General features: G+C 33.1%; 33 protein-coding genes and 1 pseudogene. All 34 read right to left on the bottom strand.

Translation table 11 applies throughout. The annotated features are described in order from the left end of the window. Positions 1–24: 24 nt before the first annotated feature. The 34 genes and pseudogenes from recN to M663_RS0105995 all read right to left on the bottom strand — a co-directional run bounded on the left by recN (position 25) and on the right by M663_RS0105995 (position 26,510). Entirely contained in the window at positions 25–1,725 is a 1,701-nt protein-coding gene (recN, locus tag M663_RS0105830; RefSeq protein WP_029688282.1) for a DNA repair protein RecN, read from the bottom strand. A 17-nt stretch (positions 1,726–1,742) separates the two neighbouring features. Beyond that, positions 1,743–2,198 (bottom strand): arginine repressor, encoded by a 456-nt coding sequence (locus tag M663_RS0105835; protein ID WP_003868019.1) that lies wholly within the window; start codon positions 2,196–2,198, stop codon positions 1,743–1,745. Positions 2,199–2,223: 25 nt separating this feature from the next. Next, positions 2,224–3,075 (bottom strand): NAD(+)/NADH kinase, encoded by an 852-nt coding sequence (locus M663_RS0105840; RefSeq protein WP_003868020.1) that lies wholly within the window; start codon positions 3,073–3,075, stop codon positions 2,224–2,226. A gap of 57 nt (positions 3,076–3,132) precedes the next feature. Further along, on the bottom strand, positions 3,133–3,933 hold the full coding sequence (locus M663_RS0105845; RefSeq protein WP_029688283.1) for a TlyA family RNA methyltransferase: 801 nt from the start codon (positions 3,931–3,933) through the stop codon (positions 3,133–3,135). A 2-nt stretch (positions 3,934–3,935) separates the two neighbouring features. Beyond that, the gene (gene dxs, locus M663_RS0105850) at positions 3,936–5,798 is read right to left on the bottom strand and encodes a 1-deoxy-D-xylulose-5-phosphate synthase (protein ID WP_029688284.1); all 1,863 of its coding nucleotides are present in this window, start codon (positions 5,796–5,798) and stop codon (positions 3,936–3,938) included. 10 nt (positions 5,799–5,808) lie between these two features. After that, complete coding sequence (locus M663_RS0105855; RefSeq protein WP_029688285.1) at positions 5,809–6,408, bottom strand: hypothetical protein; 600 nt, start codon at positions 6,406–6,408, stop codon at positions 5,809–5,811. Positions 6,409–7,163: 755 nt separating this feature from the next. Then, on the bottom strand, positions 7,164–8,048 hold the full coding sequence (locus M663_RS0105860; RefSeq protein WP_029688286.1) for a polyprenyl synthetase family protein: 885 nt from the start codon (positions 8,046–8,048) through the stop codon (positions 7,164–7,166). Then, positions 8,041–8,268 (bottom strand): exodeoxyribonuclease VII small subunit, encoded by a 228-nt coding sequence (gene xseB, locus M663_RS0105865; protein WP_003868778.1) that lies wholly within the window; start codon positions 8,266–8,268, stop codon positions 8,041–8,043. Before xseB ends, M663_RS0105860 begins: the two co-directional genes overlap by 8 nt. Continuing rightward, positions 8,261–9,466 (bottom strand): exodeoxyribonuclease VII large subunit, encoded by a 1,206-nt coding sequence (gene xseA / locus M663_RS0105870; RefSeq protein WP_029688287.1) that lies wholly within the window; start codon positions 9,464–9,466, stop codon positions 8,261–8,263. Before xseA ends, xseB begins: the two co-directional genes overlap by 8 nt. Continuing rightward, complete coding sequence (locus M663_RS0105875; protein ID WP_003868780.1) at positions 9,447–10,280, bottom strand: bifunctional 5,10-methylenetetrahydrofolate dehydrogenase/5,10-methenyltetrahydrofolate cyclohydrolase; 834 nt, start codon at positions 10,278–10,280, stop codon at positions 9,447–9,449. The genes xseA and M663_RS0105875 overlap by 20 nt, the downstream gene beginning before the upstream one ends. Further along, entirely contained in the window at positions 10,270–10,692 is a 423-nt protein-coding gene (gene nusB, locus M663_RS0105880; RefSeq protein WP_003868781.1) for a transcription antitermination factor NusB, read from the bottom strand. Before nusB ends, M663_RS0105875 begins: the two co-directional genes overlap by 11 nt. Positions 10,693–10,790: 98 nt before the next feature. After that, positions 10,791–11,198, bottom strand: a complete 408-nt coding sequence (locus M663_RS0105885; protein ID WP_029688288.1) for an Asp23/Gls24 family envelope stress response protein — start codon at positions 11,196–11,198, stop codon at positions 10,791–10,793. Between the two features lie 101 nt (positions 11,199–11,299). Then, a complete protein-coding gene (locus M663_RS0105890) occupies positions 11,300–11,845 on the bottom strand; it encodes a SpoIIIAH-like family protein (RefSeq protein WP_003868783.1) in 546 nt (181 codons plus the stop codon). 18 nt (positions 11,846–11,863) lie between these two features. After that, a complete protein-coding gene (spoIIIAG, locus tag M663_RS0105895; RefSeq protein ID WP_003868784.1) occupies positions 11,864–12,445 on the bottom strand; it encodes a stage III sporulation protein AG in 582 nt (193 codons plus the stop codon). A 19-nt stretch (positions 12,446–12,464) separates the two neighbouring features. Next, on the bottom strand, positions 12,465–13,031 hold the full coding sequence (gene spoIIIAF / locus M663_RS0105900; protein WP_003868785.1) for a stage III sporulation protein AF: 567 nt from the start codon (positions 13,029–13,031) through the stop codon (positions 12,465–12,467). A gap of 8 nt (positions 13,032–13,039) precedes the next feature. After that, on the bottom strand, positions 13,040–14,197 hold the full coding sequence (spoIIIAE, locus tag M663_RS0105905) for a stage III sporulation protein AE (protein WP_029688289.1): 1,158 nt from the start codon (positions 14,195–14,197) through the stop codon (positions 13,040–13,042). A gap of 11 nt (positions 14,198–14,208) precedes the next feature. Then, positions 14,209–14,595, bottom strand: coding sequence for a stage III sporulation protein AD (gene spoIIIAD, locus M663_RS0105910; RefSeq protein WP_003868787.1), 387 nt, complete (start codon positions 14,593–14,595; stop codon positions 14,209–14,211). 8 nt (positions 14,596–14,603) lie between these two features. Next, positions 14,604–14,801 (bottom strand): stage III sporulation protein AC, encoded by a 198-nt coding sequence (gene spoIIIAC / locus M663_RS0105915; protein WP_003868788.1) that lies wholly within the window; start codon positions 14,799–14,801, stop codon positions 14,604–14,606. Between the two features lie 12 nt (positions 14,802–14,813). Further along, positions 14,814–15,326, bottom strand: a complete 513-nt coding sequence (gene spoIIIAB, locus M663_RS0105920; protein ID WP_003869831.1) for a stage III sporulation protein SpoIIIAB — start codon at positions 15,324–15,326, stop codon at positions 14,814–14,816. After that, positions 15,323–16,321: a stage III sporulation protein AA gene (gene spoIIIAA / locus M663_RS0105925; protein ID WP_029688290.1), complete on the bottom strand. Its 999-nt coding sequence runs from the start codon at positions 16,319–16,321 to the stop codon at positions 15,323–15,325. Before spoIIIAA ends, spoIIIAB begins: the two co-directional genes overlap by 4 nt. A 96-nt stretch (positions 16,322–16,417) precedes the next feature. Next, entirely contained in the window at positions 16,418–16,879 is a 462-nt protein-coding gene (locus M663_RS0105930) for a CD1247 N-terminal domain-containing protein (protein ID WP_003868440.1), read from the bottom strand. Positions 16,880–16,927: 48 nt separating this feature from the next. Beyond that, positions 16,928–17,485 carry an elongation factor P gene (efp, locus tag M663_RS0105935; protein WP_009052330.1) on the bottom strand — a complete coding sequence of 186 codons (558 nt, stop codon included), beginning with the start codon at positions 17,483–17,485 and terminating at the stop codon, positions 16,928–16,930. 18 nt (positions 17,486–17,503) lie between these two features. Then, complete coding sequence (locus M663_RS0105940) at positions 17,504–18,568, bottom strand: aminopeptidase P family protein (protein ID WP_009052329.1); 1,065 nt, start codon at positions 18,566–18,568, stop codon at positions 17,504–17,506. Positions 18,569–18,572: 4 nt separating this feature from the next. Then, positions 18,573–19,019: a type II 3-dehydroquinate dehydratase gene (gene aroQ / locus M663_RS0105945; protein ID WP_009052328.1), complete on the bottom strand. Its 447-nt coding sequence runs from the start codon at positions 19,017–19,019 to the stop codon at positions 18,573–18,575. A 29-nt stretch (positions 19,020–19,048) separates the two neighbouring features. Beyond that, entirely contained in the window at positions 19,049–20,293 is a 1,245-nt protein-coding gene (locus tag M663_RS0105950) for a glutamate-5-semialdehyde dehydrogenase (protein ID WP_029688291.1), read from the bottom strand. Further along, on the bottom strand, positions 20,283–21,401 hold the full coding sequence (proB, locus tag M663_RS0105955) for a glutamate 5-kinase (protein ID WP_029688292.1): 1,119 nt from the start codon (positions 21,399–21,401) through the stop codon (positions 20,283–20,285). The genes M663_RS0105950 and proB overlap by 11 nt, the downstream gene beginning before the upstream one ends. Further along, entirely contained in the window at positions 21,398–22,276 is an 879-nt protein-coding gene (locus tag M663_RS0105960; protein ID WP_009052325.1) for a TIM barrel protein, read from the bottom strand. The genes proB and M663_RS0105960 overlap by 4 nt, the downstream gene beginning before the upstream one ends. Then, positions 22,273–22,788, bottom strand: a complete 516-nt coding sequence (locus tag M663_RS0105965; protein ID WP_009052324.1) for a shikimate kinase — start codon at positions 22,786–22,788, stop codon at positions 22,273–22,275. The genes M663_RS0105960 and M663_RS0105965 overlap by 4 nt, the downstream gene beginning before the upstream one ends. Before the next feature lie 13 nt (positions 22,789–22,801). Continuing rightward, positions 22,802–23,566, bottom strand: a pseudogene (gene pilO / locus M663_RS0105970) (type 4a pilus biogenesis protein PilO). After that, positions 23,567–24,100: a PilN domain-containing protein gene (locus M663_RS0105975; RefSeq protein ID WP_029688294.1), complete on the bottom strand. Its 534-nt coding sequence runs from the start codon at positions 24,098–24,100 to the stop codon at positions 23,567–23,569. 1 nt (position 24,101) lies between these two features. Further along, positions 24,102–25,061 carry a type IV pilus assembly protein PilM gene (gene pilM, locus M663_RS0105980; protein WP_029688295.1) on the bottom strand — a complete coding sequence of 320 codons (960 nt, stop codon included), beginning with the start codon at positions 25,059–25,061 and terminating at the stop codon, positions 24,102–24,104. A 10-nt stretch (positions 25,062–25,071) separates the two neighbouring features. Continuing rightward, the gene (locus M663_RS0105985; RefSeq protein WP_003869819.1) at positions 25,072–25,332 is read right to left on the bottom strand and encodes a late competence development ComFB family protein; all 261 of its coding nucleotides are present in this window, start codon (positions 25,330–25,332) and stop codon (positions 25,072–25,074) included. A gap of 19 nt (positions 25,333–25,351) precedes the next feature. Further along, a complete protein-coding gene (locus tag M663_RS0105990) occupies positions 25,352–26,011 on the bottom strand; it encodes a pilus assembly PilX N-terminal domain-containing protein (RefSeq protein WP_029688296.1) in 660 nt (219 codons plus the stop codon). Continuing rightward, a complete protein-coding gene (locus M663_RS0105995; protein ID WP_029688297.1) occupies positions 26,001–26,510 on the bottom strand; it encodes a prepilin-type N-terminal cleavage/methylation domain-containing protein in 510 nt (169 codons plus the stop codon). The genes M663_RS0105990 and M663_RS0105995 overlap by 11 nt, the downstream gene beginning before the upstream one ends. Positions 26,511–26,554: the final 44 nt, after the last annotated feature.

The raw sequence follows: 26,554 nt of genomic DNA on the forward strand, positions 1-26,554 counted from the left end.
AGGAAGTGAGATTAAACTAAAATATTAAATTTTGCTTTTAAATTGAGATGCAATATCTAATAATTCTTTTGAATGTTCTAAAGTAGTCTGAGTGACACGCGATCCTCCCATAATACGAGCTAATTCATTTATTTTGCCTTGATAGTCAAGTTTTTCCATATTTATATAAGTTCTTTCATTTTTTGTAATTTTGGAAATTCGATAATGTGTATCTGCCATAGAGGCAATTTGAGGTAGGTGAGTAACACAAATCAATTGATGTTTTTTAGAAAGATATGCCATTTTTTCAGCTACTAATTGGGCAGTTTTCCCGCTTATTCCTGTATCAACTTCGTCGAAAATCAAAGTGGAAATTCCATCTGCGGAAGCGAGAATAGTTTTTAACGCCAGCATAATTCTCGAAAGCTCGCCACCAGAAGCAATTTTAGATAAAGGCTTCAAAGGTTCTCCTCTATTTGTAGAAATTAAAAATTCAATTTTATCAAATCCTGTTTCAGTAGGTTCTTCCATTTTTTCTATATTCACTTTAAAATAAGCATTTGGCATATTAAGTTCAACTAAAATTTGATTTATATTTTTTTCTATATTATCTGCTATTTGCTTCCTTTTGAAATGTAATGCTTCACCAACTTCTAAAATTTTTTCCCATAACTTTTGCTGCTTAAGCTTCAATTCTTGTTGCTTTTCTTCAAAATTTAATATATTCTCTAATTCTCTTTTTTTATTTTCTTTAAATTCTAAAATATGCTGTATTGTAGGTCCATATTTTCTTTTCAAGGAATTTATTTGATCTAATCGTATTTCTATTTCCTCTAAACTTTGCTGATTAAAATCTAAGCCATTCAAGTAATCCCGTACCTGTAAGGCACAATCCTCTAATTCATAGAGAATATTCTCCAGCTTATCTTTTAAGTTTTTTAGCTTTTCATCTATAGAAAGGGCTGTTTCTAAATTTTTTATTACAACATGTAAATTATCTAAAACAGAAAAGCCTCCACTACCTTCATACAAAATTTTGTAACTAGAATTCATAGCGGTAAATAATTTTTCGAAATTCATAAGCAAATTTCTTTTTTCTAACAACTGTGTTTCCTCTTCTACACTCAAATTCGCCTTTTCAATCTCTTCAATTTGATACTTCAAAAGGTCAATTATTTCATTCTTTTCTTTTTCATCTTTAAAAAAACTTGAAATCTCTTTTTGTATCTTTCTATATTCTTCTAACACCTCCTTAAATCTTTCTTTTAAACTTTTAAACTTTTGGTCACCAAAATTATCTAAAATAGAAAGATGTTTTGTATTGTCTAAAAGAAACTGATGCTCATGTTGACCTAAAATATCTACCAAGAAAGCACCTATTTTACTCAAAAAAGAAAGAGGCACTATTCTGCCATTTATCCTACAATAACTTCTTCCACTGCTTGTAATTTCTCTATTTATTATCAAAGTATCATCCTCTTCTAAATTCAAACCTACTTCTTCTAAAATTTCTACAATTTTATCCTTGTTGGAATCCACAAAAAATATTCCTTCTACGATAGCTTTTTCTTCACCAGTACGTATTATATCTCTACTGGCTCGACTACCTAAAAGCAGCAAAACCGAATCAATAACTATAGATTTCCCTGCCCCTGTCTCTCCAGTTAATACATTGAATCCTTCTTCGAATTGTAATTCTACCTTGTCAATGAGTGCAACGTTTTGGATGCTAAGTGCTAAAAGCATAGCAAAACCCCCAGAAATCACTTGACTAACTTTTTGAATTTTTCCAACAATTCTTGAAGAGCTTCTTCATTTCTCACTAAAACAAAAATGGTATTATCTCCCGCTAATGTGCCTACTATATTCTTCCAATTTAATGTGTCAATGGCCTCTGCTGCTGCAGGAGCTGTGCCTGATAACGTTTTTATGACTATGATATTTCCGGCATAATCAACGCTCACTATAGACTCAGACAATAAAGTCATTAGTCTATCTGTAATATGGCCGTCTACTTTTCCCATCGGGGCGTATTTATATCTTTTTCCATCTTCTGTTAAAACTTTTATCAGTCTCAATTCTTTTATATCTCTTGACACAGTCGCTTGAGTCACATCAATACCTTGTTTTTGAAGTTCAGCTGCTAACTCTTCCTGTGTTTCAATTTCTTTTTCAGAGATTATTTCAAGAATTTTAGCGTGTCGAGCTATTTTCATCATATTAGTCTTCACCTCTTTTTACTTTTTATCTTTCTGTAAGTTTGTCCCTCAACAAGTCAAAAAAATTGGTATTTTTTACTCTTATGAGATTGGTATATTCATTGCTCTTTTTAATGTAAATTATGTCTCTATAATCAAGTTTATATCCCTGTTGCCCATCTGTTGTTATCATTAAATCTTGATTTTCTTCGCTTATTTCCAACCTAATTACATCATCTGGTGAAACTATTATAGACCTCGAATATAAAGTATGAGGACAGATAGGTGTTATTATTATAACTTCTACTGTAGGATATACAATAGGTCCTCCTGCTGAAAGTGAATAAGCAGTTGAACCAGTAGGAGTTGCAATTATTACTCCATCTGCTAAATAAGTATCTACATAATTATTATTGACATAGGCATTTATACGAGCCATTCTTGAAAAAGCTCCTCTTGTAATGACAATGTCATTCAAAGCTCTAAAATTAATAATCTCCATATCATTTTTAACTACATTTGCCTCTAGCATCATCCTTTTTTCTACTGTATATTCTCCTTTATATATTTTATCTAAAGAAACAAACACCTCATTCATATCTACTTCTGTAAGAAATCCAAGATGACCTAAATTCACAGCAAAAATAGGCGTCCCAAAAGGTGCACAAAGCCTTGCAACATTTAAAATAGTACCATCTCCACCTAAAGCAATTATGAAATCAGATTTACTATATATATCTGTGGATTTTTTACCATATTCATCATAACCCATTTTAGAGGCAACTATTTCATTAAGATATGGTTCAGAATCATGTTCCAATAGCCATTTTACTACAGATTTTGTCACTTCTAAGTCTTTATCTTTATTGATATTTGGAATTACTCCGACTTTTTTCATTACAATCTCACCACATTTATCATATTCTACAAAAAAACAAATTTTCCTGCTAATATTTTATTTGTTCAAATTTTTAAATGCCTCTTCTACAATTTTTGTAATATCAATATTGTGTTGATTTTCGATCCACTTTTTGCTATAGATTAAATACTCTATATTGCCTTCTGCCCCTTTTATAGGAGAATAGGTAATACCTATTATACCGTAGTTAAACTTTTGAAACAAAGTCACAATTTTTTCAATCACTTCCCTATGAACAGCCGGGTCTCTCACCACGCCTTTTTTACCTACTTTCTCTCTTCCTGCTTCAAATTGAGGTTTTATTAAAGCTATCAAATCTCCCTCTGGTTTTAAAAATTTATCTGCAGAAGGTATAACAAGTTCAAGTGAAATAAAAGAAACGTCTATTGTCACCATGTCCACTGTTTCAGGCAATGTTTCTAAAAATCTTATATTAGTTTTTTCCATGTTTATGACCCGAGGGTCATTTCTTAAACTCCAATCCAATTGCCCGTATCCTACATCTACAGCATATACTTTCAAAACACCATGTTTTAAAAGGCAATCAGTAAAACCTCCTGTAGAAGCTCCAATGTCTAAGGCAATCTTGCCAGTCACATTAATATTAAACGTTTCTATCGCTTTTTGTAACTTTAGCCCACCTCTACTTACATAAGGTAAAGAATTAGTTTTTACTTCAATTGAAGAATCTATGTTGACAAACTCTCCAGCTTTTTCAATTTTCTTGCCATCAACATATACTTCTCCTGCCATAATAGAAGCTTTTGCTTTTTCTCTTGAGGAGAAAAAACCTTTTTGAACAAGCAAAACATCCAATCTTTCTTTTTTTGAAGCCATATTTACCTCATTTCCTTATATTTTTGTAGTATAGTATTTGCGATAGACTCAGCATCTAAATTGTATTTTTTAAACAAGTTTTCCACATCTCCGTGTTCAATAAATTTATCGGGAAACCCCAAACGCAAAACTGGCTTATATATTCCATTAGAATTTAAAAGCTCGAGTATAGCGCTTCCAACACCACCAGCTATGACATTGTCTTCCACTGTAACAATAAATTTAACTTTGTTTGAGATATCCAAAATCAGCTCTTCATCTAAAGGTTTAACAAATCTCAAATTGACAATAAAGGGTTGCAAATCAGAAACTTTTAAAATTTCCTTTGCTTCTAACACCTTTCCTACCATTCTTCCTAATGCAAAAATTGCTATTTCTTTTCCTTCAGTAACTAACTCTGCCTTTCCAAACTCTATACTGCATTCTCTTGTAATATCGAATTCTCCTGCTTTTCCTCTTGGATACCTTATGGCAACAGGGAACTCAAGATTTCTTGATAATTTAACCATTTCAACTAATTCATTTGCGTCTTTTGGAGACATAATCGTTATATTAGGAATTGGCCTTAAATAAGACAAATCAAAAACTCCTTGATGGGTTTCTCCATCCTCTCCTACAATTCCTGCTCTATCAATTGCAAAAACAACAGGTAATTTTTGTATACATACATCGTGTATAAGCTGGTCATAAGCTCTTTGTAAAAAGGTAGAATACACTGCAAAATAAGGTTTGTATCCTTGTACTGCCATTCCTGCTGCAAAGGTAGTAGCATGCTGCTCTGCTATTCCTACATCAAAAAATCTTTCAGGAATCAATTTTGCAAAATGAATAAGCCCTGTTCCCTCTGGCATGGCAGCAGTTATTGCAACAATTTTGTCATCTTGCAAGGCCATTTCAGTAAGAGTCTTCCCAAATACATCAGAATAAGTCGCCTGCCCCTCATTTACAAACTTACCTGTTTGTATGTCAAAAGGAGCTGCAGAATGAAATTTATCAGGAAATTTTTCTGCAAATTTGTAACCTTTGCCTTTTTTTGTGATAACATGTACTAAAATAGGTCCTTTTATTTTCTTCGCTCTTTCTAAAACCTCTATAAGGCTACCAACGTCATGTCCGTCAATAGGTCCTAAATATGTAAAACCCATCTCTTCAAAAAACATTCCTGGCACTACTAACTGTTTTACAGAATCTTTTATCCTTTCGATATATTTATGAAGGCTTTTCCCTATTGGAGGTACAATATTGAGTAAATTATCAACCTCTTGTTTTAATTTATTATAAGTAAGGTCAGTTCTAAGTTTACTTAAATACAAAGATAAACTACCTACGTTTTCCGAAATAGACATCTCATTGTGATTTAGCACGACAATCAAATCTGTTTTAGACATTCCTGCATTATTTAATGCTTCAAAAGCCATGCCACCAGTTAAAGCTCCATCCCCAATTACCGCTACAACAGAATATTTCTCGCCCTTTAAATCTCTTGCCTTGGCAATGCCCAATGCTGCAGATATAGAGGTACTACTGTGTCCTGCTCCAAATATATCATGCACACTTTCCGTTCTTTTAGTATAACCAGAAAGGCCATTGAATTTCCTCAAAGTATCAAACTGGTCTTTCCTACCTGTAAGCATTTTATGTACATAACACTGATGTCCTACATCCCAGATTATTTTGTCAACTGGCGAATTAAAAACATAATGAAGTGCAATTGTAAGTTCAACGATTCCAAGGTTTGATGCTAAATGCCCACCTGTTTTAGACACTTTTTCTATTAAAAACTGGCGTATTTCTTCACAAATCAGCGGAAAGTCCTTTTTGTCTAATTTTTTCAAGTCATAAGGGCTATCAATTTGTTCCAGCATTTAAATACCCTCACTTTCTTTTCTTCCTTTTATTATTCTTATTATTATTCTTATAATCTGGCAAAATCTTTATACCCGTGTTTTTTTCTATCCAAGCCAGCATCACAGCAACCGCATAAACAATAGACTGTCTTTTAGCTATACCTATATTTTTACCAATAGCTTTTCCTCCAATTGTAATGGCAGATAATAAACCTCCTAAAATCGCAGTATAAATAGAACCTTTGGGCCCCTCAAAAGCTAATTTTACAATTATTGCCATCAGGGCAGCACCAGAAACAATTCCAGAAATATCTCCTACTACGTCATTACAAAAATTAGCCACAATATTAGCATTTCTAAGAAGTTTTATGGCTTCCTTTGCTCCAAATACTTTTTTAGCCGCCATTGCATGAAAAGGTTCTTCTCTGCCTGAAATTATTGCTGTACCTATTATATCAAAAATTATACCAATTAACACTATAAAACCAAGAATACAAAAGGCTACAAGGAGATTGCTCTCTTTTAATGCAACATCAGAAAAAAAATTTAATATAGTGGCAAGAAAAAAGGTTATAATAGTTATATGTAAAATCCACTTATAATTCGTATTTATGTTTTTATTTTTCATAATAAAAAAAAGACCTCCTACATGTATAAAGGCAAAGTGGTAGCATATTGGGTAAACTTTGCGGCTTAGGTCCAGTAGGATTTCCCAAGCGTGCACTGAACGTCGCCGTTCAGCGGTTCCCCTTTAAGCCCGCTTTTACCTTGTCGCCAAAGGTAAGACTGGACTACCACTTAGTCCGCACCGTAATCCCCAATATGCCGCCCGGCAAGGCGCAGCCTAGGAGTTTTCCTCAACAGAGGGACTAACCCCTATCCTCTTTTGCAATTCGGGTTTCATCAGCAATAGCCAGTAATTCAAGAGCTCTTTGAATTATGGCTTACAACTGATATCCACCCGAATCACTCAAGGCAGGCTACACTGTCCGCAGCTTTATGGCCGCGAGACAGGTTCATCCTACCCCGTAGCCTGTAAAAGCCACGCAAGTAGGTCTCCGCGGAGGAAGGGTCAACGCCCACATGCCATTGTGGATCGCCCCCCCTCCTTAACTCCCAGCACCAGCCCCCAACTGGGCGTTGAAAGCCAGCACCAGGAACTTCATCGATGTGCCCTTGACGGATTTTTAGGCCCGTCTTCGGGATTAGCGCCTCTGACTAGGATACTGCACCACTTTGCCTTTCTTTTCAAGGTATATTAATTATAACATAATAAAAATGACAATATCAAACCTCTACAAAGTCTGTAGAAGGTTGCTACAGTCATTTAACTGTCAAAAAACTCATTTCTTTCAAAAAGCATTGTCAATACTCCCTTAAGCTTTAGTTTACTCTTTCAATCAAATAATTGGAAAGCTCTTTTAAAAACTCTGCTTTTTCTCCAAACCTATCTAAAATCTTTATAGCATTCTGTGTAAGCTCTACAACCATCTCTTGAGATTTTTCTAATCCAAAAATATTGACAAAAGTAAACTTGCCTTTTTCTTTATCACTACCTACTTTTTTACCCAATTTTTCCTCTTCTCCTATTACATCCAATATATCATCTTTTATTTGAAAAGCAAAACCTATTAAGCGTGCATATTCCCTTAAGGCATGAATCTCTTCTTCTGTAGCACCAGCGATGTAAGCTCCTGCGCAAACAGAGGCTTCTATCAAAGCTCCTGTCTTGTGTTCATGCATAAATTTTAATTCTTCATAAGTAAGCTCCGTATTCTGGGATAGTATATCTACAACTTGCCCACCAATAATTCCTTTACATCCTGAGGCTGTCGCAATTTCATTGGTAGCTTTCAATATTCTTTCATAATCTTCAGGATGTTCTAAAGCATGTCTTACTAACACTTCATACCCTAAATTTAAAAGCCCATCGCCAGCTAAAATTGCTATAGCTTCCCCATAAACTTTGTGATTCGTGGGCTTTCCTCTTCTTAAATCATCATTATCCATTGCTGGAAGGTCATCGTGAATCAGAGAATAAGTATGAATAAGTTCAATCGCACAAGCTACAGGAAGAGCTTTTTTTATATCTCCTCCTAAAAGCTCACAAGAAGAAAGACATAAAACTGGTCTTAACCTTTTCCCTCCCGCAAACACACTATATCTCATTGCTTCATAAATTATCTCTGGTTTTTCTTCTATATCAAGTATTCTGTGTAGTTCTTTCTCAACAAGCTGTTGTTTTTCTCTTAACTTTTCTTTAAACATCCTTTTCCTCCTCTTTAAAATCAATTTCTTCATTTTCGTTGATGAGAAGGGTTATCTTTCCTTCAACCTCACTTAACCTTTTTTCTAATCTTTTAGAAATTTCAACACCTTCTTTAAACAAGTTAAAAGACTCTTCCAACATTAAATTTCCTTTTTCTAGTGTATTTACAATTTCTTCTAATCTCATCATTTCTTCTTCAAAAGTCAATTCCTCATTCATTCTCTTTCACCTCTTGTACAATCGCTTTAGCTTTGCCATCTTTAAATAAGATTTTTATTTCATCATAAGGTTTTATATCTCTCACAGAAGAAATAACTTTTTCTTGCTTATCTAAAACAATTGTATAACCTCTTGTAAGTACTTTTAAAGGACTTAAAGAATTCAACTTTTCTGCTAAAATTAAAAAATCATTTCTTTTATGCTGGTATATAGAAAGCATTTCATTGTATAAAGAGGCTGTTAAATTTTCAACTTTATGCCTTAAAATTTCACTTTTCTTAGTGGGGCTATTAAGATACAAAGCCCTTTTAAGCCCTTCAAATTCTTTTTTCTTGCGATTTAATTCAGCAGTCATCAAGGTTAATAATTTCGTTTTTAATAAAAACAATTCTCTTTGGTAAACTTTTATGTCTGGTACTACAATTTCAGCAGCTGCAGAAGGGGTAGGAGCTCTCAAATCCGCCACAAAATCAGAAATAGTAAAGTCTGTCTCATGGCCTACAGCAGAAACAACTGGTATGCGAGATGCATAAATACATCTTGCCACTTTTTCTTCATTGAAAGGCCAAATTTCTTCTAAAGAACCTCCACCCCTTGCTAAAATAATTACATCAATGTCTTCCCTTTTGTTCAAAATTCGAAGAGCATTACATATTTCATCGGCGGCTGAGCTTCCTTGCACCAAAACAGGAACCACTAAAATGTCTACTGTTGGATTTCTCCTTCTCGAAATTGTTATTATATCTCGTATTACAGCCCCTGTTGGAGAAGTCACCACAGCAATTTTTTTAGGATGTTTAGGGATAGGTTTCTTTTTATCAGAATCAAAAAGTCCTTCTTTTTGCAGTTTCTCTTTAAGTTTATTAAAAGCAAAGTATAAAGCTCCAATTCCATCCGACTGTATACTTTGAGCGTACAGTTGATAAGTTCCATTTCTTTCATATACAGATATTCTACCTGTCACAATCACTGACATACCATCTTGCAAAGTAAAATTTAAAAGCTTTCCATATTCATTAAACATCACACATTTTAAAGAGGCTATTTCATCTTTCAAAGTAAAATATATTCCTGTGCTATGATATTTCAAATTAGAAATTTCTCCTTTAACCCGCACATTTCTCAAAATTATATCATTATCCATCATTTTTTTGATATAGTCTGTAATTTCTCTGACTTCAAGCGCCTTTAACTGCATATTTAAAAGCCTCCAGGGTATTTTTAAGTATCATAGCTGTCGTCACAGGTCCAACTCCTCCTGGAACTGGTGTTACGTAAGAACACAGGTCTTTTACACTTTCAAAGTCTGCATCTCCATATATATTATCTTGGTAAACGTTTATACCCGCATCTATAAGTATTGCTCCCTCCTTAACCATATCTCCCTTGACCAAATTCATCTTACCAGCCGCTAACACTAAAATATCCGCTTGTCTAGTATAATAAGCCAAGTCTTTTGTTTTTGAATGGCACACAGTAACCGTACAATTTTTGTCTAATAAAAGCTTAGCTACAGGTTTTCCTAAGATATTACTTCTTCCTATTACAACAGCATGTTTTCCCTCAAATTGAGTATTAATACCTTCCAGTATATGTAAAATTGCTTTAGGAGTACAAGGTACAAAAAGTGGTTTCCCTGCAAATAGCCTTCCCATATTATAATTAGATATGCAATCAACGTCTTTATAAGGGTTTATAGTATCGTAGACCAACTCAGCATTAAAGTTTTTAGGAAGGGGCATTTCTATCATTATGCCGTGAGTATTTTTATCTTCATTTAAAAACTTTAAGGTGTCAAAAAATTTTGACTCTTCACTTTCTGAAAAATAATAGATTTTAGCTTCAATCCCCACATTTTCACAGGCTTTAACTTTAGAGTTTGCGTAAACCTTTGAAGACTCATCATCTCCCGCCATCAATATCGCTAATTTGGGCTTGTAGCCAAACTTCTTTATCTCTCTTTTTACCTCTTCTCTTATCTTTTTAGAAATCTCCTTACCATCAATTATCATTTGATTCACCTTCCTCCAATCCTTCATCCCTTACAAATGCTCCCAACAAACCGTTTATAAAAGCAGGAGAATCTTCTGTGCTGTATTTTTTGGCTATTTCTACTGCTTCGTTTATAGAAATATTTACAGGAATATTCCCGTATTGCATCTCATAAATGCTGCACCTTAAAATAGCCAAATCTATTTTTGGCATGCGGTTAAGAGCCCAATTTTGAGAGTATCTTTCTATTTCCTTATCAATTTCTTCTAAATGTTCAATAGCCCCTATTACGGTATTTTCTATATACTCTTTTTGCTCGCCTGGGTCCTTTTCTTTATAAAAATTTTCAAGTATTTTGCTTATAGGTAACCTTGAAACGTCGTATTGATAAAGCATTTTTACAACCCATTCCCTAGCTTCTGTTCTGTTCATTGTCCCAACTCCTTGAATTTTACCTCTTACATATATTGTACCATAACTCTACTTAAACTAACCCTCTGTCTAACAGAGGGTTAGTTTAAGTAGATGTTTTAATTTTCCTCTTCTTTAACTTGTTGCTCTTGCTTTTTATTTTCCTTATCCATATTTACCCCTTGAACGTGAATATTAACTTCAACAACTTTTAATCCTGTCATATTTTCTACAGCATTTTTAACATTTTCTTGTACATTCCAAGCTACTTCAGGAATTCTAACACCATAATCCACAATTAAATACAAATCTATTGATACTTCTTTTTCTCCTACTTCTACCTTTACGCCCTTACCTAGATTCTTTCTTCCTAACATTTCAGAAATGCCGCTTACAACTCCCCCACTCATTCCAGCTACTCCAGGTACTTCCGTTGCCGCCAAGCCTGCGATTACACTAACTACTTCTTCAGAGATTTTAATAGTTCCTAGCTCTTGATTTTTATTTGCATTTAAATTTTCTTCCATTGATTCTTTCACCCCCTTAAAAAGCAAAAATTTTTAGAGAAAATAAATATTTGTCAAATAAATTATATCATAATTGTAGATACAAAAACAATTAAGTTTTCTTATTCCAGTCTCGTCATAATTTTTATATTATCTAATGAAACTCCTGTTTGTCTGGAGACAATATCTACAATTTGTGCCACTTCTTCTTCTGACAGTTTATCTGTCTGTACAATTACATTTACTATACCATTATCTATCATCACAACTGCATCTTGAAACCCTTTAGCTTTTATCAAATTTTCTATTATCATCTCTTGATTTGTTATTTCTGTAAGTTTTATTATTTGCCTTTGAGCTTCGTCTCTTGTCGCTTCACTGGTATTTTTATTTTCTACTATTTCTTTTAAAGCATCAATACTTCTGCTCCTATTTATTTCTCTTTCTTCTCTATAAATGGTAAATATTCCAGTGAAAACTTTATCTTTTTCTGTACTAGTTTCCTTTGCAGAAGAAGTACTTGTTTGAATAACTTGCGAATTCTGACTGTACTCATTTTTAGCAGCTTCTTCTTTTTTATTGGTATACCCATAGTTTAAAACAAAAGCAATAGCAATTAGCAAGACAAGGGATATAATCGCCACAAGCTTTTTTCCCATATAGACCATAAAAACTCCTCCCCACTTTTATTTTGAAGATATTACCTTTACTTTATAGGCAGGAATCCCCAAAGCAGTTTGAACTGCCGAAGAAAGTTCGTATCTTAATCTTGGATCTTTTGCTCCATCAGCAACTACAATCACTCCCCTTATTTCTGGCATTATTCTTTTTAATACAATAGGAGCATTTTGCCCAGAGGTATTTTGAGAGGTAACTACTCTGTTGTTTGATTCTGTTTGAATGGTTTCTCGTATTCCTCCACTACTATCTTTTTCATTTGTAGTAGTACTGGATTCTACTACATCCATTGCCGCTACTACCTCTTCATCTGAATTTAGTGTTATGAGGACCTCAACATTTCCCACCCCTTCAATTTTTGACAATATATTTTTTAAATCCTTTTCTAATTTTTGAGCATAATCTTCACTACTACTTTCTTTTTGAGCTAATACCAATTCTTTGTTATCGTTGTTATTTGAAGGGCGAGGTTTTGAAAGAGCACTCGCACCTATTAACAAAATTAAACCTATTAAAAAGATAACAGTCAAATTCTCAACCAACTTTTTATTATCTTTTAAAAGTTTATCTTTAAGTTTATCAAAATCCACTCAAGTACCTCCCTTCAATTTATTCCTCTTTTATAGTTATATTCTTTAAAGGTACATTATAGAATGCACTTATTGTTTTTTTAATCTCTTCATAGTTAAATTTTTTATCTTCTGTCGGTTTTGCTATTTTTTCTGAATCTTGAGAAACCGTTCTAGCATTTCTAAAAGATAAAGTTATTTCTTTAATTTTTCCAAACTCTTTGTCATTTAGGTCTTCTATAAAAGAAACATCTACTCCCACTCCCTCAATTTCATACAGATTTAAAAGCTTTTCTTTAATCTGTTCAATCAGCCTTTTTTTATATTCTGCCACAATTAAATTATCCCTCTGCTTTTCTGCTTCTTTTGAGATTTGCTCCATATTTATGTTTTTTAAAAAGTAATCATTTTTAAATACGTAGGCTTCTATATTTGCTCCTCCTTTTAAAAAATTTATCAAGGGATTTAAGATAGTAATCATGATTACAAACCCTATCGCAACTTTAGCATATTTTTTTAAACTGGAGGAAGGAACTAAAAGTTCTAAAACTATCGAAAGGATTGCAATATAAATTATCTGTGTTATCCAGTCTTTTAAAAACTCCATTGTTTCACCTACCTTAGCATAGTGGCAATATTAGCTGTCCCTATAATAGCTGTTATTGTAAAGAACATCATCACAGTAACAGAAGCCAATACTCCAAAAACATAAGTTAAAGAAGTTGCCACATCTGAAAGGCAATTTACTATCCTTTTGTCTGAGATTGGTTCAATCACTGCTGCTGCAAAGCGATAAATGATTATGAGAGAAAAAAGCTTTATTAAAGGTACTGCAGAAATTATCACAATTGCTATAAGCCCATAAGTGCCTACTGCTCCTTTTATCAATAATGATGCCCCTATAACTGCATCGACACTATCAGATAAAAGCCCTCCTACCAATGGCAAAAAAGCACCAACTGTATATTTTGCCGTTCTCGATATTACCCCATCTGCCATTGAAGAAGATAAACCTTGTATAGTTACTACTCCTAAAAAAATACTCAATAAAATTGAAATAGAAGCTGTAGACAAAGTCTTAAAAAAATCCCCCATTTTATTCAAGCTAAACTTTTCAGAAATATTTCCTACAATTTTTACAGCTGTCATAAGTAAAATAATAGGCAATATAAAATCCCTCATTAGATGGGCTATAAACTCAACTGTCACAATGACAACAGGGTGAAAAAACGCTGCAGAGGTAAAAGCACCTACTGAGACGAGTAAAGTTATAAGTACAGGTAGCATCGATTGCATAAAATTAACCATGCTGTCAATTGCATCTTTGCCAATTCCTAAAGCTTCTGTGAAGCTTTTAACCGCTATTACGATAAAAACTATATAAACCGCTAAAAAAGCAATCTCACTTATATTTTCATTTTCAAAGGAACCGTGTAAATTCATTAATATGCCGCCAATTACAGCCAAAATTAAAAGTTGTGTTAAAAGTCTTACAGAGGAATATAACTCTTTAAAAAACAATTTTAGTAAATTTTTAAAAATTTCCTTTATATCAAAAGATTGTTTTCCTGATATCATATCTCCTATATAAGTCTTTATATCAACGTAAGGAAGTATATTGCCATTTTTTTGATTAGCTTCTTTTACAAAGCGGTCAATCTGATAAGTATCAATGTCTTTCAATTGGTTTTCTATATCTTGTTGTCCCGTATCCGCTTTGGCAGTTGTTAATAAAGTCATAATCATTAGAATTATAAAAAGTACCTTTTTCAATCTTTTACACCTCACGGCATTATTGAAAGAATTGTTTCCATTAATGCAACAATTATAGGTATTGATAAAAAAATTATGATTACCTTTCCTGCTATCTCTATTTTGGAAGCCAAATTTTTCTCATTTGCGTCGAGACATAGCTGAACTCCAAATTCCGTTATATAAGCTATACCAATGATTTTTAAAGTTGTCATAAAATAAATATTGTCAAGTCCACTTTTTCTAGCAAGAGTATTCAAGACTTCTACAATTGCGCTGAGTTTTGGAAGAATCATCATAAAGATGATGACTCCGGCTACCAAACTTAAAATTATTGCCATTTCAGGATTTGTTTCTTTTAGAACTGTCAAAATAATCAAAACCACTATTCCTAAAATAACAATTTGAAATATTTCCATTCTATCACCTAATAAAGTTGAAATATTGTTTTTACTGCATTAAACAAATTGTTTATCATATTTATCACCATCATCAAAACCACTACTATTCCTGCCAGTGTCACCATCATTGCTTGTTCTTCTCGCCCTGAACGGATTAATACTTGATTTAATACTGTTACCAGAATGCCAATTGCCGCAATTTTAAAAATTATATCTATGTTCATTATAATCCTCCTCTATAAAAACAATATGATTATCGCCAGTCCTGCCAAAACTCCAATATTTTTGTACAGCTTTTCGTTCTTTTTACTCTCTTCTTCTGCGTTACTAAGTTGCCTTTTTAAAAGCTCAATGGCTAAATCAAAATTTTTTTCTTGATTGTATACGTCAGAATTGCCAAGTCCATACCCAAAAGACCTCAAAATTTCTACATCTTCTTTTTTAAGATAGCCATTGTCCCATTCATTTAAAGCTATCTCCCAAGCTTCTCCTGCAGTATAACCCTCATTTTGTGATAATATCATTCCTGTCTTAGAAAAAACAAATTTTATACTTTTATCTGAAGAGCGAGAAATTGCCATGAGTATTTCTCCTAAAGGAGCTTTTGAATATGTGATTTCTATTTTAAAAAGATTTAATGAAGATATCATGCTTTTAAGTATCCAACGCCTCATTTTATATTTCAAAGCAAACAAATACCCTAAACTACTGGTAGAAAAAATAACTAAAACTATTCCAAGTAATTTCATTTTTCAGTCCTTCCTCTCCTATATGGCCCTTTAAACAAAGTATTAAAATTCTCATCTAATATTTTTTCTACTGTACCTGCCCCTAAACGATTGCTTAAAATTACATAACGTTCAAAATATCTTAAAGAAATAACGTCTTTTAAAACAGGTTTTTTCATAAGGTCTTCAATGTCATTTGCATGAACTGTAGTTATAATCTTAACACCAGTATTCAGCACTTCATGAATCGCTTCTATATCCTCTTTTTTACCTATCTCATCTGTCACTACTACTTCTGGAGACATAGACCTTATAAGCATTATCATGCCATAAGCCTTAGGACATCCATCTAACACATCAGTCCTAAGTCCCACATCCATTTGAGGTATACCATTGTAACAGCCGGCAATTTCTGACCTCTCATCTACTACGCCTACTTTTTTACCTTTAAATCCCAAAAAATCTATTCCATTACTTATCCATCTTGTAATATCTCTTAAGAGAGTTGTTTTGCCACATTGAGGAGGTGATATTATTAAAATGTTATGTACACCGTTAGAAGGAGTAATTAAATATTTTAATATTTCCTCTGCCACTCCTATTATCTCTTTTGATATTCGATAATTGTATCCAGAAATATTCTTTAAAGTCTTTATATAACCATTTTCTAACACACATTTTCCAACTATACCTACTCTGTAACCACCTTTTAAAGTAATATATCCATTTCTTATTTCTTCTTCAAAAGCATAAAGAGAAGATTTAGATATTAATTGAAGAGCTTTTTCACAATCTTCAGAAGTAACAATATAGGCCAAAGAAGGTGAAAAAGAAATAGTCCCTTCTTTTGACACAAACTTTTCTTCTTTTTTTAAATAAACTGTGAGAGGTCTATTTACTCTAAGACGTATTTCTTCTACTTCTTGCAACAGGTCATCAGGAATTTTTGTAATTACCTCTCTTACTGACGGAGGAAGAGCATAAAGTACTTCCTCAAAATTTTTTCTTGTGTTCATATACCTGTCCCTCCCCTTGTAAAATTATATTTATAAGGCTAAATATTTATGAATAAAAAAAAGCCCACTAACTTTTAGTTAGTGGGCTTTTTTTTATTAATCTTCATCATCATCTACAATTTTCAAATTTTTTACTTTTAGGGTTTCATTGCAATGAGGACATACCAACTCAGCATCTTCATCTTCTAGAAGTTCTTCTTCCACACTCATCAACATATGGCAATTAGGACATTCTACCTCTACATACTCTTCATAATCCTCGTCTTCATCCTCATATTCCTCATCATCGTCATAATCATAGTCATAGTCGTCATCCTCATCCTCATAGTCCTCATCGCCATATATGTGGTTTTCAATTTCAGAAAGGTCTTCATCTATTTCTCCCACATAATCATCTAATTCGGAATGGGAAGCTTCCAGCTCATTTATAGCATCTGCAAAATCCTCTAAAGTATCTAAAATTGCCAAAATTATTTTACCTTCTTTTGTGCTGTCATCTATCCCTAAGCCGTCTGCTAACCCTCTTAAGTAGGAAACCCTTTCATTTAAGTATTCCATATTCCACATACCCTCCTTTACAAAATAGTATTTGACAAATTGCTGCGTTTATACCCTCTCTAAATATTCTCCGGTTCGAGTGTCAATTCTTATTTTGTCTCCAACGTTTATAAACAATGGGACTTGGATGACAGCACCAGTTTCTACAGTTGCCGGTTTGGAACCACCCGTTGCAGTATCTCCTCTAAATCCAGGCTCTGTTTCTACAACTTCCAGCTCAACAAAAGTAGGAGGCTCAACAGAAAAGGCTTCGCCTTTATAGAACTTTACTGTAACAACCATATTTTCCTTTATGTATTTAATTGCGTCCTCAACTTTATCATAATTTAAAGGAATTTGCTCATAAGTTTCTGTGTCCATAAAATAATAAAGTTCTCCATCATTGTACAAATACTGCATTTCTCTTCTTTCTATAACTGCTTCCTCAAACTTTTCTGTTGGGCTGAAAGTTTTCTCTATTACAGCCCCTGTCATCACATTTTTAAGTTTTGTCCTCACGAAAGCTGCACCTTTTCCTGGCTTAACATGCATAAAATCCACAACTGTAAAAACCTGTCCGTCAACCTCAATAGTTACTCCTTTTCTGAAATCACCTGCTGCTATCAAAAAAATCCCTCCATCGCTTTAGTTTAATTCAATTAAATATTTCGATGATTTAGTTAAATTTATAACACCATCTTCTTTTAATAATACCATATCTTCGATTCTTACGCCACCAAAATCGGGAATATATATACCTGGTTCTACAGTAACAATTGCTCCTTCTTTTAAAATTTCTTCTTTTTTGAAAGACAAGCTTGGCGCCTCATGAACTTCAAGCCCTACTCCATGTCCTAAAGAGTGACTAAAATACTTACCATAACCTTTTTCTTCAATGACAAACCTTGCTAACAAATCCGCCTCTTTTGAGGTAAGTCCTGCCTTTAAATTAGCTATCGCTTTTTGCTGTGCTTCTAAAACTATGTTATATATCTCTTTTTGCTTTTCATTAGCTTTTCCCATCACTATCGTTCTTGTCATATCAGAACAATAACCATTTACTTTACATCCAAAATCTATTGTGACAAAATCACCTTTTTCTATCACTTTTTCAGAGGCTTTTCCATGAGGGAGAGAGGACCTTTTACCTGATGCTACAATCGTATCAAAAGATAGGTCTTCTGCTCCTTGTTTCTTCATAAAATACTCTAATTCTAATGCTACTTCTTTTTCTGTCATTCCTACTTTAATGAAATTTAACAAATACTCAAAAGCCTTATCAGTAATATTTTGTGCTTTTTTTATGTTTTCTATTTCTTCCTCATCTTTTACCATTCTCAAAGTCTCTACCAAATTAGCCTGTGGTATTAGCTCAATCTCTAAAAACTCTTTTAATTCCCTATACTGTCCATAAGAAATACTTTCTTCAAAGGCTAATTTTTTTATCCCCAATGTTTTAATGTATTCTTTTAAAACTTCTTTTATGCCAGTTTTGTGCTCGATAACTTCAAAATCTTTAACTTCCTTTTGAGCTTGCTCAGTATATCTTCCATCTGTAATAAAAATAGCTTTATCGTGGGTCACAAGAGCTACGCTGTCATCTCCAGTAAAGCCAGTAATATATGTAACATTGACAAATTTGTAAATCACAAAAGCCTCTATATCTCTTTTCTTCATCAAATTTCTCAAATTTTGTAATCTTTTATTCATGAATTTACCCCCCAATTGAATCCTCTAAAAGCTTAACTGCATTGAGGGCAAGGACATAACTATAAGGTCCAAACCCCGTTATCACACCTTTGCATTTAGATGCAGTAACAGAGGTCTTTCTGTAATCCTCCCTTCCAAAAATATTTGAAATATGAACTTCTATTACTGGAACTGACACAGCTGCAATAGCATCCATAATAGCTAAACTGTAATGAGTGTAAGCTGCAGGATTTATAATTATAGCATCGAAATTGTTTTCTGCAGAATGAATAAGATTAATTATTTCTCCTTCACTATTAGATTGCTGAATCTTGACAGCTATATCTAATTTTGCAGCCTCTCTTTTTATCAGATTATTTATTTCTTCGTAATTTATATCTCCATATACCTCTTTTTCTCTTTTACCTGTCAGATTTACATTAGGGCCATGAATTATCAAAACTCTTTTCATAATCTCACCTCACTTTACTATAATACACCTTATTTCCTTATTTGTCCACTACCTAAAATTACATATTTGTAGGTGGTAAGCTCCTCAAGTCCCATTGGCCCTCTCGCATGCATTTTTTGTGTACTTATTCCTATCTCTGCCCCAAAACCAAATTCTCCTCCATCTGTAAAGCGAGTAGAAGCATTTACATACACAGCAGCCGAATCTACAGATTTTAAAAACATCATGGCATTTTCATAATTTTCTGTAATAATGCTTTCAGAATGGCCTGTGGAATACTTTGAAATATGATCTAAGGCTTCTTCTATGCCATCTACAACTTTTACAGCCAGTATAAGGTCTAAATATTCCGTTTCCCAATCCTTATCTGTAGCCTCTTTAACTTGAGGACATATTTCTTTTGTAATTTGACACCCTCTTATTTCTACTCCCAAAGAAGTCAATTCTTCTACCATTAAAGGCAAAAACTCTTTTGCAATAGATTTGTGAACTAAAACTGTCTCTACTGCATTACATACCCCTGGCCTTTGAACTTTTGCATTCACAATGATGTCTTTTGCTATATTAAACTTAGCTGTTTCATCAACAAAAATATGACAATTGCCTACTCCTGTCTCTATTACAGGCACTGTAGAATTTTCAATGACATTTTTTATAAGACTGGCTCCACCTCGAGGAATAATGAGGTCAATTAGACCGTTTAACTTCATCATACGGTTTACTTCTTCTCTATCAGTATTTTCTATAAGCTGTATTGCCCCTTCAGGAATACCAGCCTCATAGGCAGCTTCAGCAAGAATAGAAGAAATTGCTATATTGGAATTGATCGCATCACTTCCTCCCCTTAAAATCACAGCATTTCCCGATTTCAAACATAGGCCTGCCGCATCAGCTGTCACATTCGGGCGAGATTCATAAATTATACCTATTACTCCAATTGGCACTCTCATTTTGCCAATTTGAAGTCCATTTGGTCTTTTCCACATCTTTTCTATACTTCCTACAGGGTCAGGAAGAGCAGAAATCTCTCTTAATCCTTTTGCCATAGCTTCGACTCTTTTTTCATCAAGTTTTAGTCTATCAATAAGAGAAGCTTTTATATTCCTTTTTTCAGCCTCCACAACATCCTTTTTATTAGCCTCAAGTATTTTTCCCATATCTTTTATTAAAGCATCTGCCATGTGATTCAAAGCTAAATTCTTTGTATTTTCATCTAACACAGCCATTCTTCTGGCCGCAGCTTTTGCCTGTTTTGCCTTTACTTCAACTTCCAAACTTCTCACCTCTTTCAAGTATTACGAGATTATCCCTATGAATCACTTCATCATAATACTTATAACCTAGTATTTTTTCTATATTATGAGTTTTACAACCTTTTATCTTTTCAACTTCTTCTGAAGAATAATTAATAAGTCCTCTGGCAATCTCTTTTTCTTGATGGTCAACTACTGCAACACAGTCTCCTACATCATAATCTCCTTCAGTTTTTACAACTCCACTTGGTAATAGACTTTTCCCATGCTTTATAATAGCTTTCGCTGCTCCTTCATCAATAAAAAGTCTTCCGCTCACTTTCGCATTAAAAGCAATCCAAACTTTCCTGCTACTTATTGGCTTTTTCATAGGCAAAAATGTAGTGCCAATTTTTTCGCCATTTGCTATCCGATTTAATACATTGTCAATTTTCCCATTCGCTATAATCATCTTAACTCCTGAATTCCAACATATCTTTGCTGCCTGAATCTTTGTATACATTCCCCCAGTTCCTCTTTTTGTCCCAGCACTACCAGCAATTTTAAACAATTCATCTGAAAACTCTTCTACGACTTCTATAATTTTTGCCTCTTTATAAATTCGAGGGTCTTTATCATAAAGCCCATCAATGTCAGTTAAAATTATTAAAATATCAGCCTCAACTAAACTAGCAAGCAGCGCCGCTAAAGTGTCATTGTCTCCAATTTTAATTTCATCAACAGTTACTGTATCATTTTCATTTATTATTGGCACAACACCCCATTTGAGCAGGTTTGACAAGGTATAACTGACATTTAAATATCTTCTTCTATCGCTAAAATCTTCCTTAGTCAAAAGAACTTGCGCAGTAATTTTGCCATATTCATTAAAAAACTTTTCATAAATTTCAATTAAAAGCCCTTGCCCTATAGCCGCTAAGGATTGCTTTTCTGGGATGGTTTTAGGTTTTTCCTTTAAATTTAATTTTCCCATTCCCGCCCCAATTGCCCCAGAAGTTACTAATACTACTTCCTCTCCTCTGTTTAATAAATTAGCAATTTGCCTTACTAACTTCTCCATTATTTCTAAATTCAATTTACCATTTTCATATGTCAAAGTGCTTGTACCAACTTTTACTACAATTCTCATACTTTCGACATCCTTTTTGCAATATTTAGATATATCTCTTTTAGTTTTAAAGCATCTTCTGCCATAGTTCCTCTCGATTCACATATGACAATAGGCTCCATCTTTCTTTCATAGAAAAGCTGTGCCAAAGGCTCAAATTCTGGCCCGTATTGAGTGTCTTTCAGTGTCCAATGCCTTTTTTCTCCCTGATCTGTGTATTCAATTCTACTAAAATGGACGTGTATCTTTTTCGCCCTTTCTTTTCCCAAATACCTTTCAATAATATCCAAAACCTCTGCATAATCTTCTATAGACTTAAACCTTCCATTATCTCTTGCATGTAAATGGGCAAAGTCTATAGTGGGAATAATTCTCTTATCCACATTGCACAGCTCCAATACTTCTTCTAAAGTACCCAATTGGTTTTTCTTTCCCATTGTCTCTGGACATAGGGTTATGTCAGTAAGTCCTTTGTCCTCTATCTCTTTTAAAATTTCCTTTAAAAGTTTTTTTGCTCTCTCTAAAGCCTCTTTTCTCGTCCCTTCTGCTCCCGAACCAGGATGAAAAGTTACCCTTTTAGCCCCCATCCATTTTCCTGCAATTAAACTATCTATTAAGTATCTCTTGGAATTCTCCATTTTGGTTTTATCCGTAGTAGCTAAGTTTATGTAATAAGGAGCATGAACAGTAATAGTTATGTTGAATTTTTGTGCCCCTTCCTTAAGCTCCTTAGCCATCTTTTCGCTAATTTTTATTCCCCTTGAAAAAGAATATTCATACGCATCAAGCCCCATGTTATGGAGCCATTCAGGCATTTCTAAAGAAGATTTATGCCCTTCTTTGTAGAAACTATCAGAATTCCCAGATGGTCCAAATTTTATAGCCAATCCTCTCATCCTTTCTTAAGTCTAATGTAAGCCTTTATAACTTCCTCTGCTACTTCATCTATTGTCATATCGGATACATCAATAGTATAGTCGGCAAACCTATAAAAAGGCTCTCTTTCTTTTAGAAGCTGTCTTATTTTCTCTTCTGGATTATCCACCATAAGAAGAGGCCTGTCTTTATTCTTTCCTATATTCCTCAATATAATTTCTGGCCTGGCTACAAAGCAAATGACTACACCATTTTTTCTTAATTGTACAATATTTGAGGGGTTTAATACAACTCCCCCTCCTGTAGCTATGACAAAATTTTTTAATCGGGCTGCTTTTTTAACCGCTGCTTTTTCTAATTTTCTAAAATAATTTTCTCCATATTTTTCAAAAATATCTGAAACAGTCATATTTGCCATTTTTTCAATCATTTTATCCGTATCTATAAAACCAAAGGACATGGTGGTAGCTACTTTTTTGCCAACAGTAGTTTTCCCGGTAGCCATAAAACCCGTTAAAACGATGTTTTTCATGAATATTTCCTCCCTAAGGCAATGAAGGTATTTTCTCTTTCAAAACTTTTTCTATAGTATCATTTATTATTTTATTTACATCTATATTCTGAAGATTTTAAGGAGATTGAGAAGCAGAAGGCTGGTCTACATTATTTGATTGTTCACTTCTGGTATCATCATACAGAGACTTGAAAGGGTTACTTTTACCTTTTAAAAAATCTATCGGTATTGAAGTACCACCACTGTCTTTCATTGAATAAATAAAAATCTGTAGAGTCAAAAGAAGGTTTTGCTGATTTTGGTCTTTTTCAATAGAGAAACTTTGAATGTTACAAAGTCTCTTAGAATTTTGTATTTCCTTTAGAAAAGCTATAATCTCATCGTAATTACCTGAAACAGTAATATTTACGGGTATTGTCACAAAATCTTCTTTTTTCACATTACTAGTTTCTTTTTGACTTTGATCTTGGTTTTCAAAAGTTAAGCTTTTTGTCTTTACACCTGTATCATTGACCATTTGTTGTAAATTAAAAAGAAAAATTTCTATATCCCTTTCTTCTGGTAAAATCATGCTTAATTCCTTTAGTTGAGTTTGTTGCTTGTCTAAACCTTCTCTTGAATTTTTATTGTTTAAAGCAGTTACTTGTTCTAAAATTTGTCTTTTATTTTTTAATTCAATAGATAAATTTCGTATTTCTAAAATTTTGGGAGTTAAATAATATTGATAATAAAGTGCAAAAAATCCGAGTATGACAGCAAAGTAAATTAATACTCTTTCTCTTCTTGTAAGCTTCATCTATGATACCACCTTGATTTTTACTTGTAAAACATATTTTAGAAGGCCTTTATCTGTCAAATCCACCGATATCACTTTCACATCTTCTACATAACTTATACTTCTTAGGTTAAGCATAAAAGCTGCTATATCAGATTCTGAAAGTGCTTGTCCATCTATTTCCAAAATATTTTTCTCATATTTCAAAGAATCAATAGATACTTTTTCAGGTATATTTGAGGCTAAATCTTCTAATATATTTACCGCATCCAGCTTTTGGCTTTGCAATTTTTCTATTAAGCTTTTCTTCTTTTCTATATAAGCGGATAAATCTTTTACATTTTGCTGCAACTGAGAAATGTCTTTAAATTTACCTAATTCATTATCTGCGTATTTTAAGTCTTGATACAATTTATTGATATATACCAGTGGAAAAGCTATTAAGGCAAAAATAACGGTGGTTAAAACAAACACAAAAAAAAGACGGGATATTTGTTTTTTTCTTCGCATTTTTTGTTCCTTTAGTTCAGCTGGTATGAGGTTTATATCCTTCAACCTATTCCCCCCTTAAAAGGCATCCATAAACAGGTAAAAAGTATAAATAATCTTCTGCTTCTGTCACAAAAGTAGGTATCCTAAAATAATCTTCCACGTATTCTCTCAATCCTAAAAGTTTAGAAGTACCACCTAACATGATAATTTTTTGTATATTTTTATGATATGTGGCATAATAAAAATCAAATATTCTGCTTAGCTGTTGAAACACTTCCGAAAAGGATAAAAGTATAGTATCTTCTATATCCTTATAGTTTTCTTCTCCAATAAATTTTTTTGCCCTTTTATATTCTTCTGCTGCTTGAAAATCTATATTAAAGGCATTCGCAATTATTTGTGTAATTTTATTTCCACCAAACTCTATGCTCCTACTAAAAATGTAATTTCCGTTATCAATCACCGTCACATTGGTAACAACTGCCCCTATATCTACAATTGACACTATTCCTTCAGCTAAATTCACCTTTTTACAAGCTTTATAAATTGAATTGCTATAAATATCAATGGCTTCTAATTTTAATTTTAACATCTCTGCTAATTTAACATATTTTTCTATTATATCCTTAGGAGAAGAGGCAATCAGTACTCTAATCATTTTATCTTTCTCCGCAATATTAGGTAAATATCTATAATCTATTACATAATTTTCATAATCAGGAATGTATTGCTCAATCTCATAGTATAAGGCCTTTTCGACTTCCTCTTCTTTCATTAGTGGCAATTCTAAATCCCTTATTATATTATTTGAGCTGGAAATAGTAAAACACACTTGTTTTTCTTTGATATTGTTCCTTTTCAAAGTCTCATTAATTACATCTGCCAATGAATTTATATCAATAATTTTACCATTAGTTATCACATTAGAAGGCGTATTTATCATTAACCTTTTACCAAAGAATTTATTCTTTTTTTCTCCAATTAATAATTTTGTATTAAAATTTCCTATTTCAATTCCAAGCATTTTTTACCTCCTAATGGCGCTTATTGTTATTCACTTTAATAGCAGCCATTGTTATAGCTTTTATTATGTCTACCTCAAATTGCCTGACTAACTCATTTGTCTTTACATATAGTTCTCCTTCTTCTGATACAACATATTTTGGAGGTAAATTGTTAAGTGCTAAAGCTTTTATGTCCATTCTACACCTGTCGCATTTACAAACGTCTAAATCTTTCAAAACCTTATCCATCATTTGGTCAACAGCGTCTTCCATGTAATTTTTAAGATGCATAAAAACCCTCTCCTTATTTTTATTGTGTTTGTGGAATTGAATCAATTATCCACTTATCTACTATAGGTGGAGACTGTGATGCATTACCACTAAGAATCACCTTATAATTCGCACTCTTATCATCACCCATCTTCGTAATATTTACATTAATATTAAATGTAATCTCCGCATAACCGTAACGTACGATTTTGTTCATCCTACCTTCCGTCCATGCACGTACTTTATAGGTTAAAACTTGAGTTCCTTCATTTTCAAAAGCTTTAATTGAAGGAGGAACCATTTCTATACTGTCAATTTTATACTCTTGTCCTGAATCACCCAGTGAAATCCACTCCCCTACTGGGATGTCAAGTCCAAATGACTCCTTTAATAAATTTTTGGCATCTTGTTTATACTGAATTTTAGTTGTATTTTTATTTTCAACTACATTTATCCAAAATTTACCTTTCCCTTTTCCTTTACCTTTCCCTTGATAAGCATCTAATAAAGCTATGTTAAATTCATTTTTTACTCGTTCAAGGCCAGCTTCTGCTGCATAAGTGGCTGATATAGAATTTGCATAAGCATGAGAAATTTTGTAATTGGTAATAGTTACTTCTAAGATTGCTACAGCTAAAACTGTGAGAATCAAAATTACCATTAAAGTAAAAATTAAGGCAGAACCTCTCTCATCGAACATTTATATCACTCTTTCTTAAAAAAACGTCTGTAGAAAGAGAAAATCTGTTTGATCCATTACCATCACTTTGTCCAATTATTTGGATATTTATCATGTTGTTAGGTTTTTTAGTCACCTTAAAATCATAAATATTGACAGCTAATTGAAGCTTACTACCTCTACTGTCCGTGTCAGATTCTTTGATATGGGTATAAAGAATAAGATTTTCTAGCGTTATTGTATAATCACGATACCCTCTATCTGTTAATACTTTTTTTATCGATAGACCACAGCCATTATTAATAATCTCGACTTTAGAAGGCCCTTTTTCTAATAAAGATACAATATAATTCATAGCAAACCTAACATTTTGTTCCACGTCTACGCTATTTTGTGTACTTGAAAATGACTTGTACCCCGAATAATATAAAGATGAATAAACCCCTATCACAATCCCCAATATTGCCAGTGTCACAATAAGTTCAATGAGGGTAAAACCCTCTTCTTTTCTCACCACCATTTTAACCACCATAGCCAAAATTTTTGTTTTGGTAATCTCATTCC

The sequence above is a fragment of the Thermoanaerobacter sp. A7A genome, from assembly GCF_000445185.1.
In the GTDB taxonomy this organism is placed as follows: domain Bacteria; phylum Bacillota; class Thermoanaerobacteria; order Thermoanaerobacterales; family Thermoanaerobacteraceae; genus Thermoanaerobacter.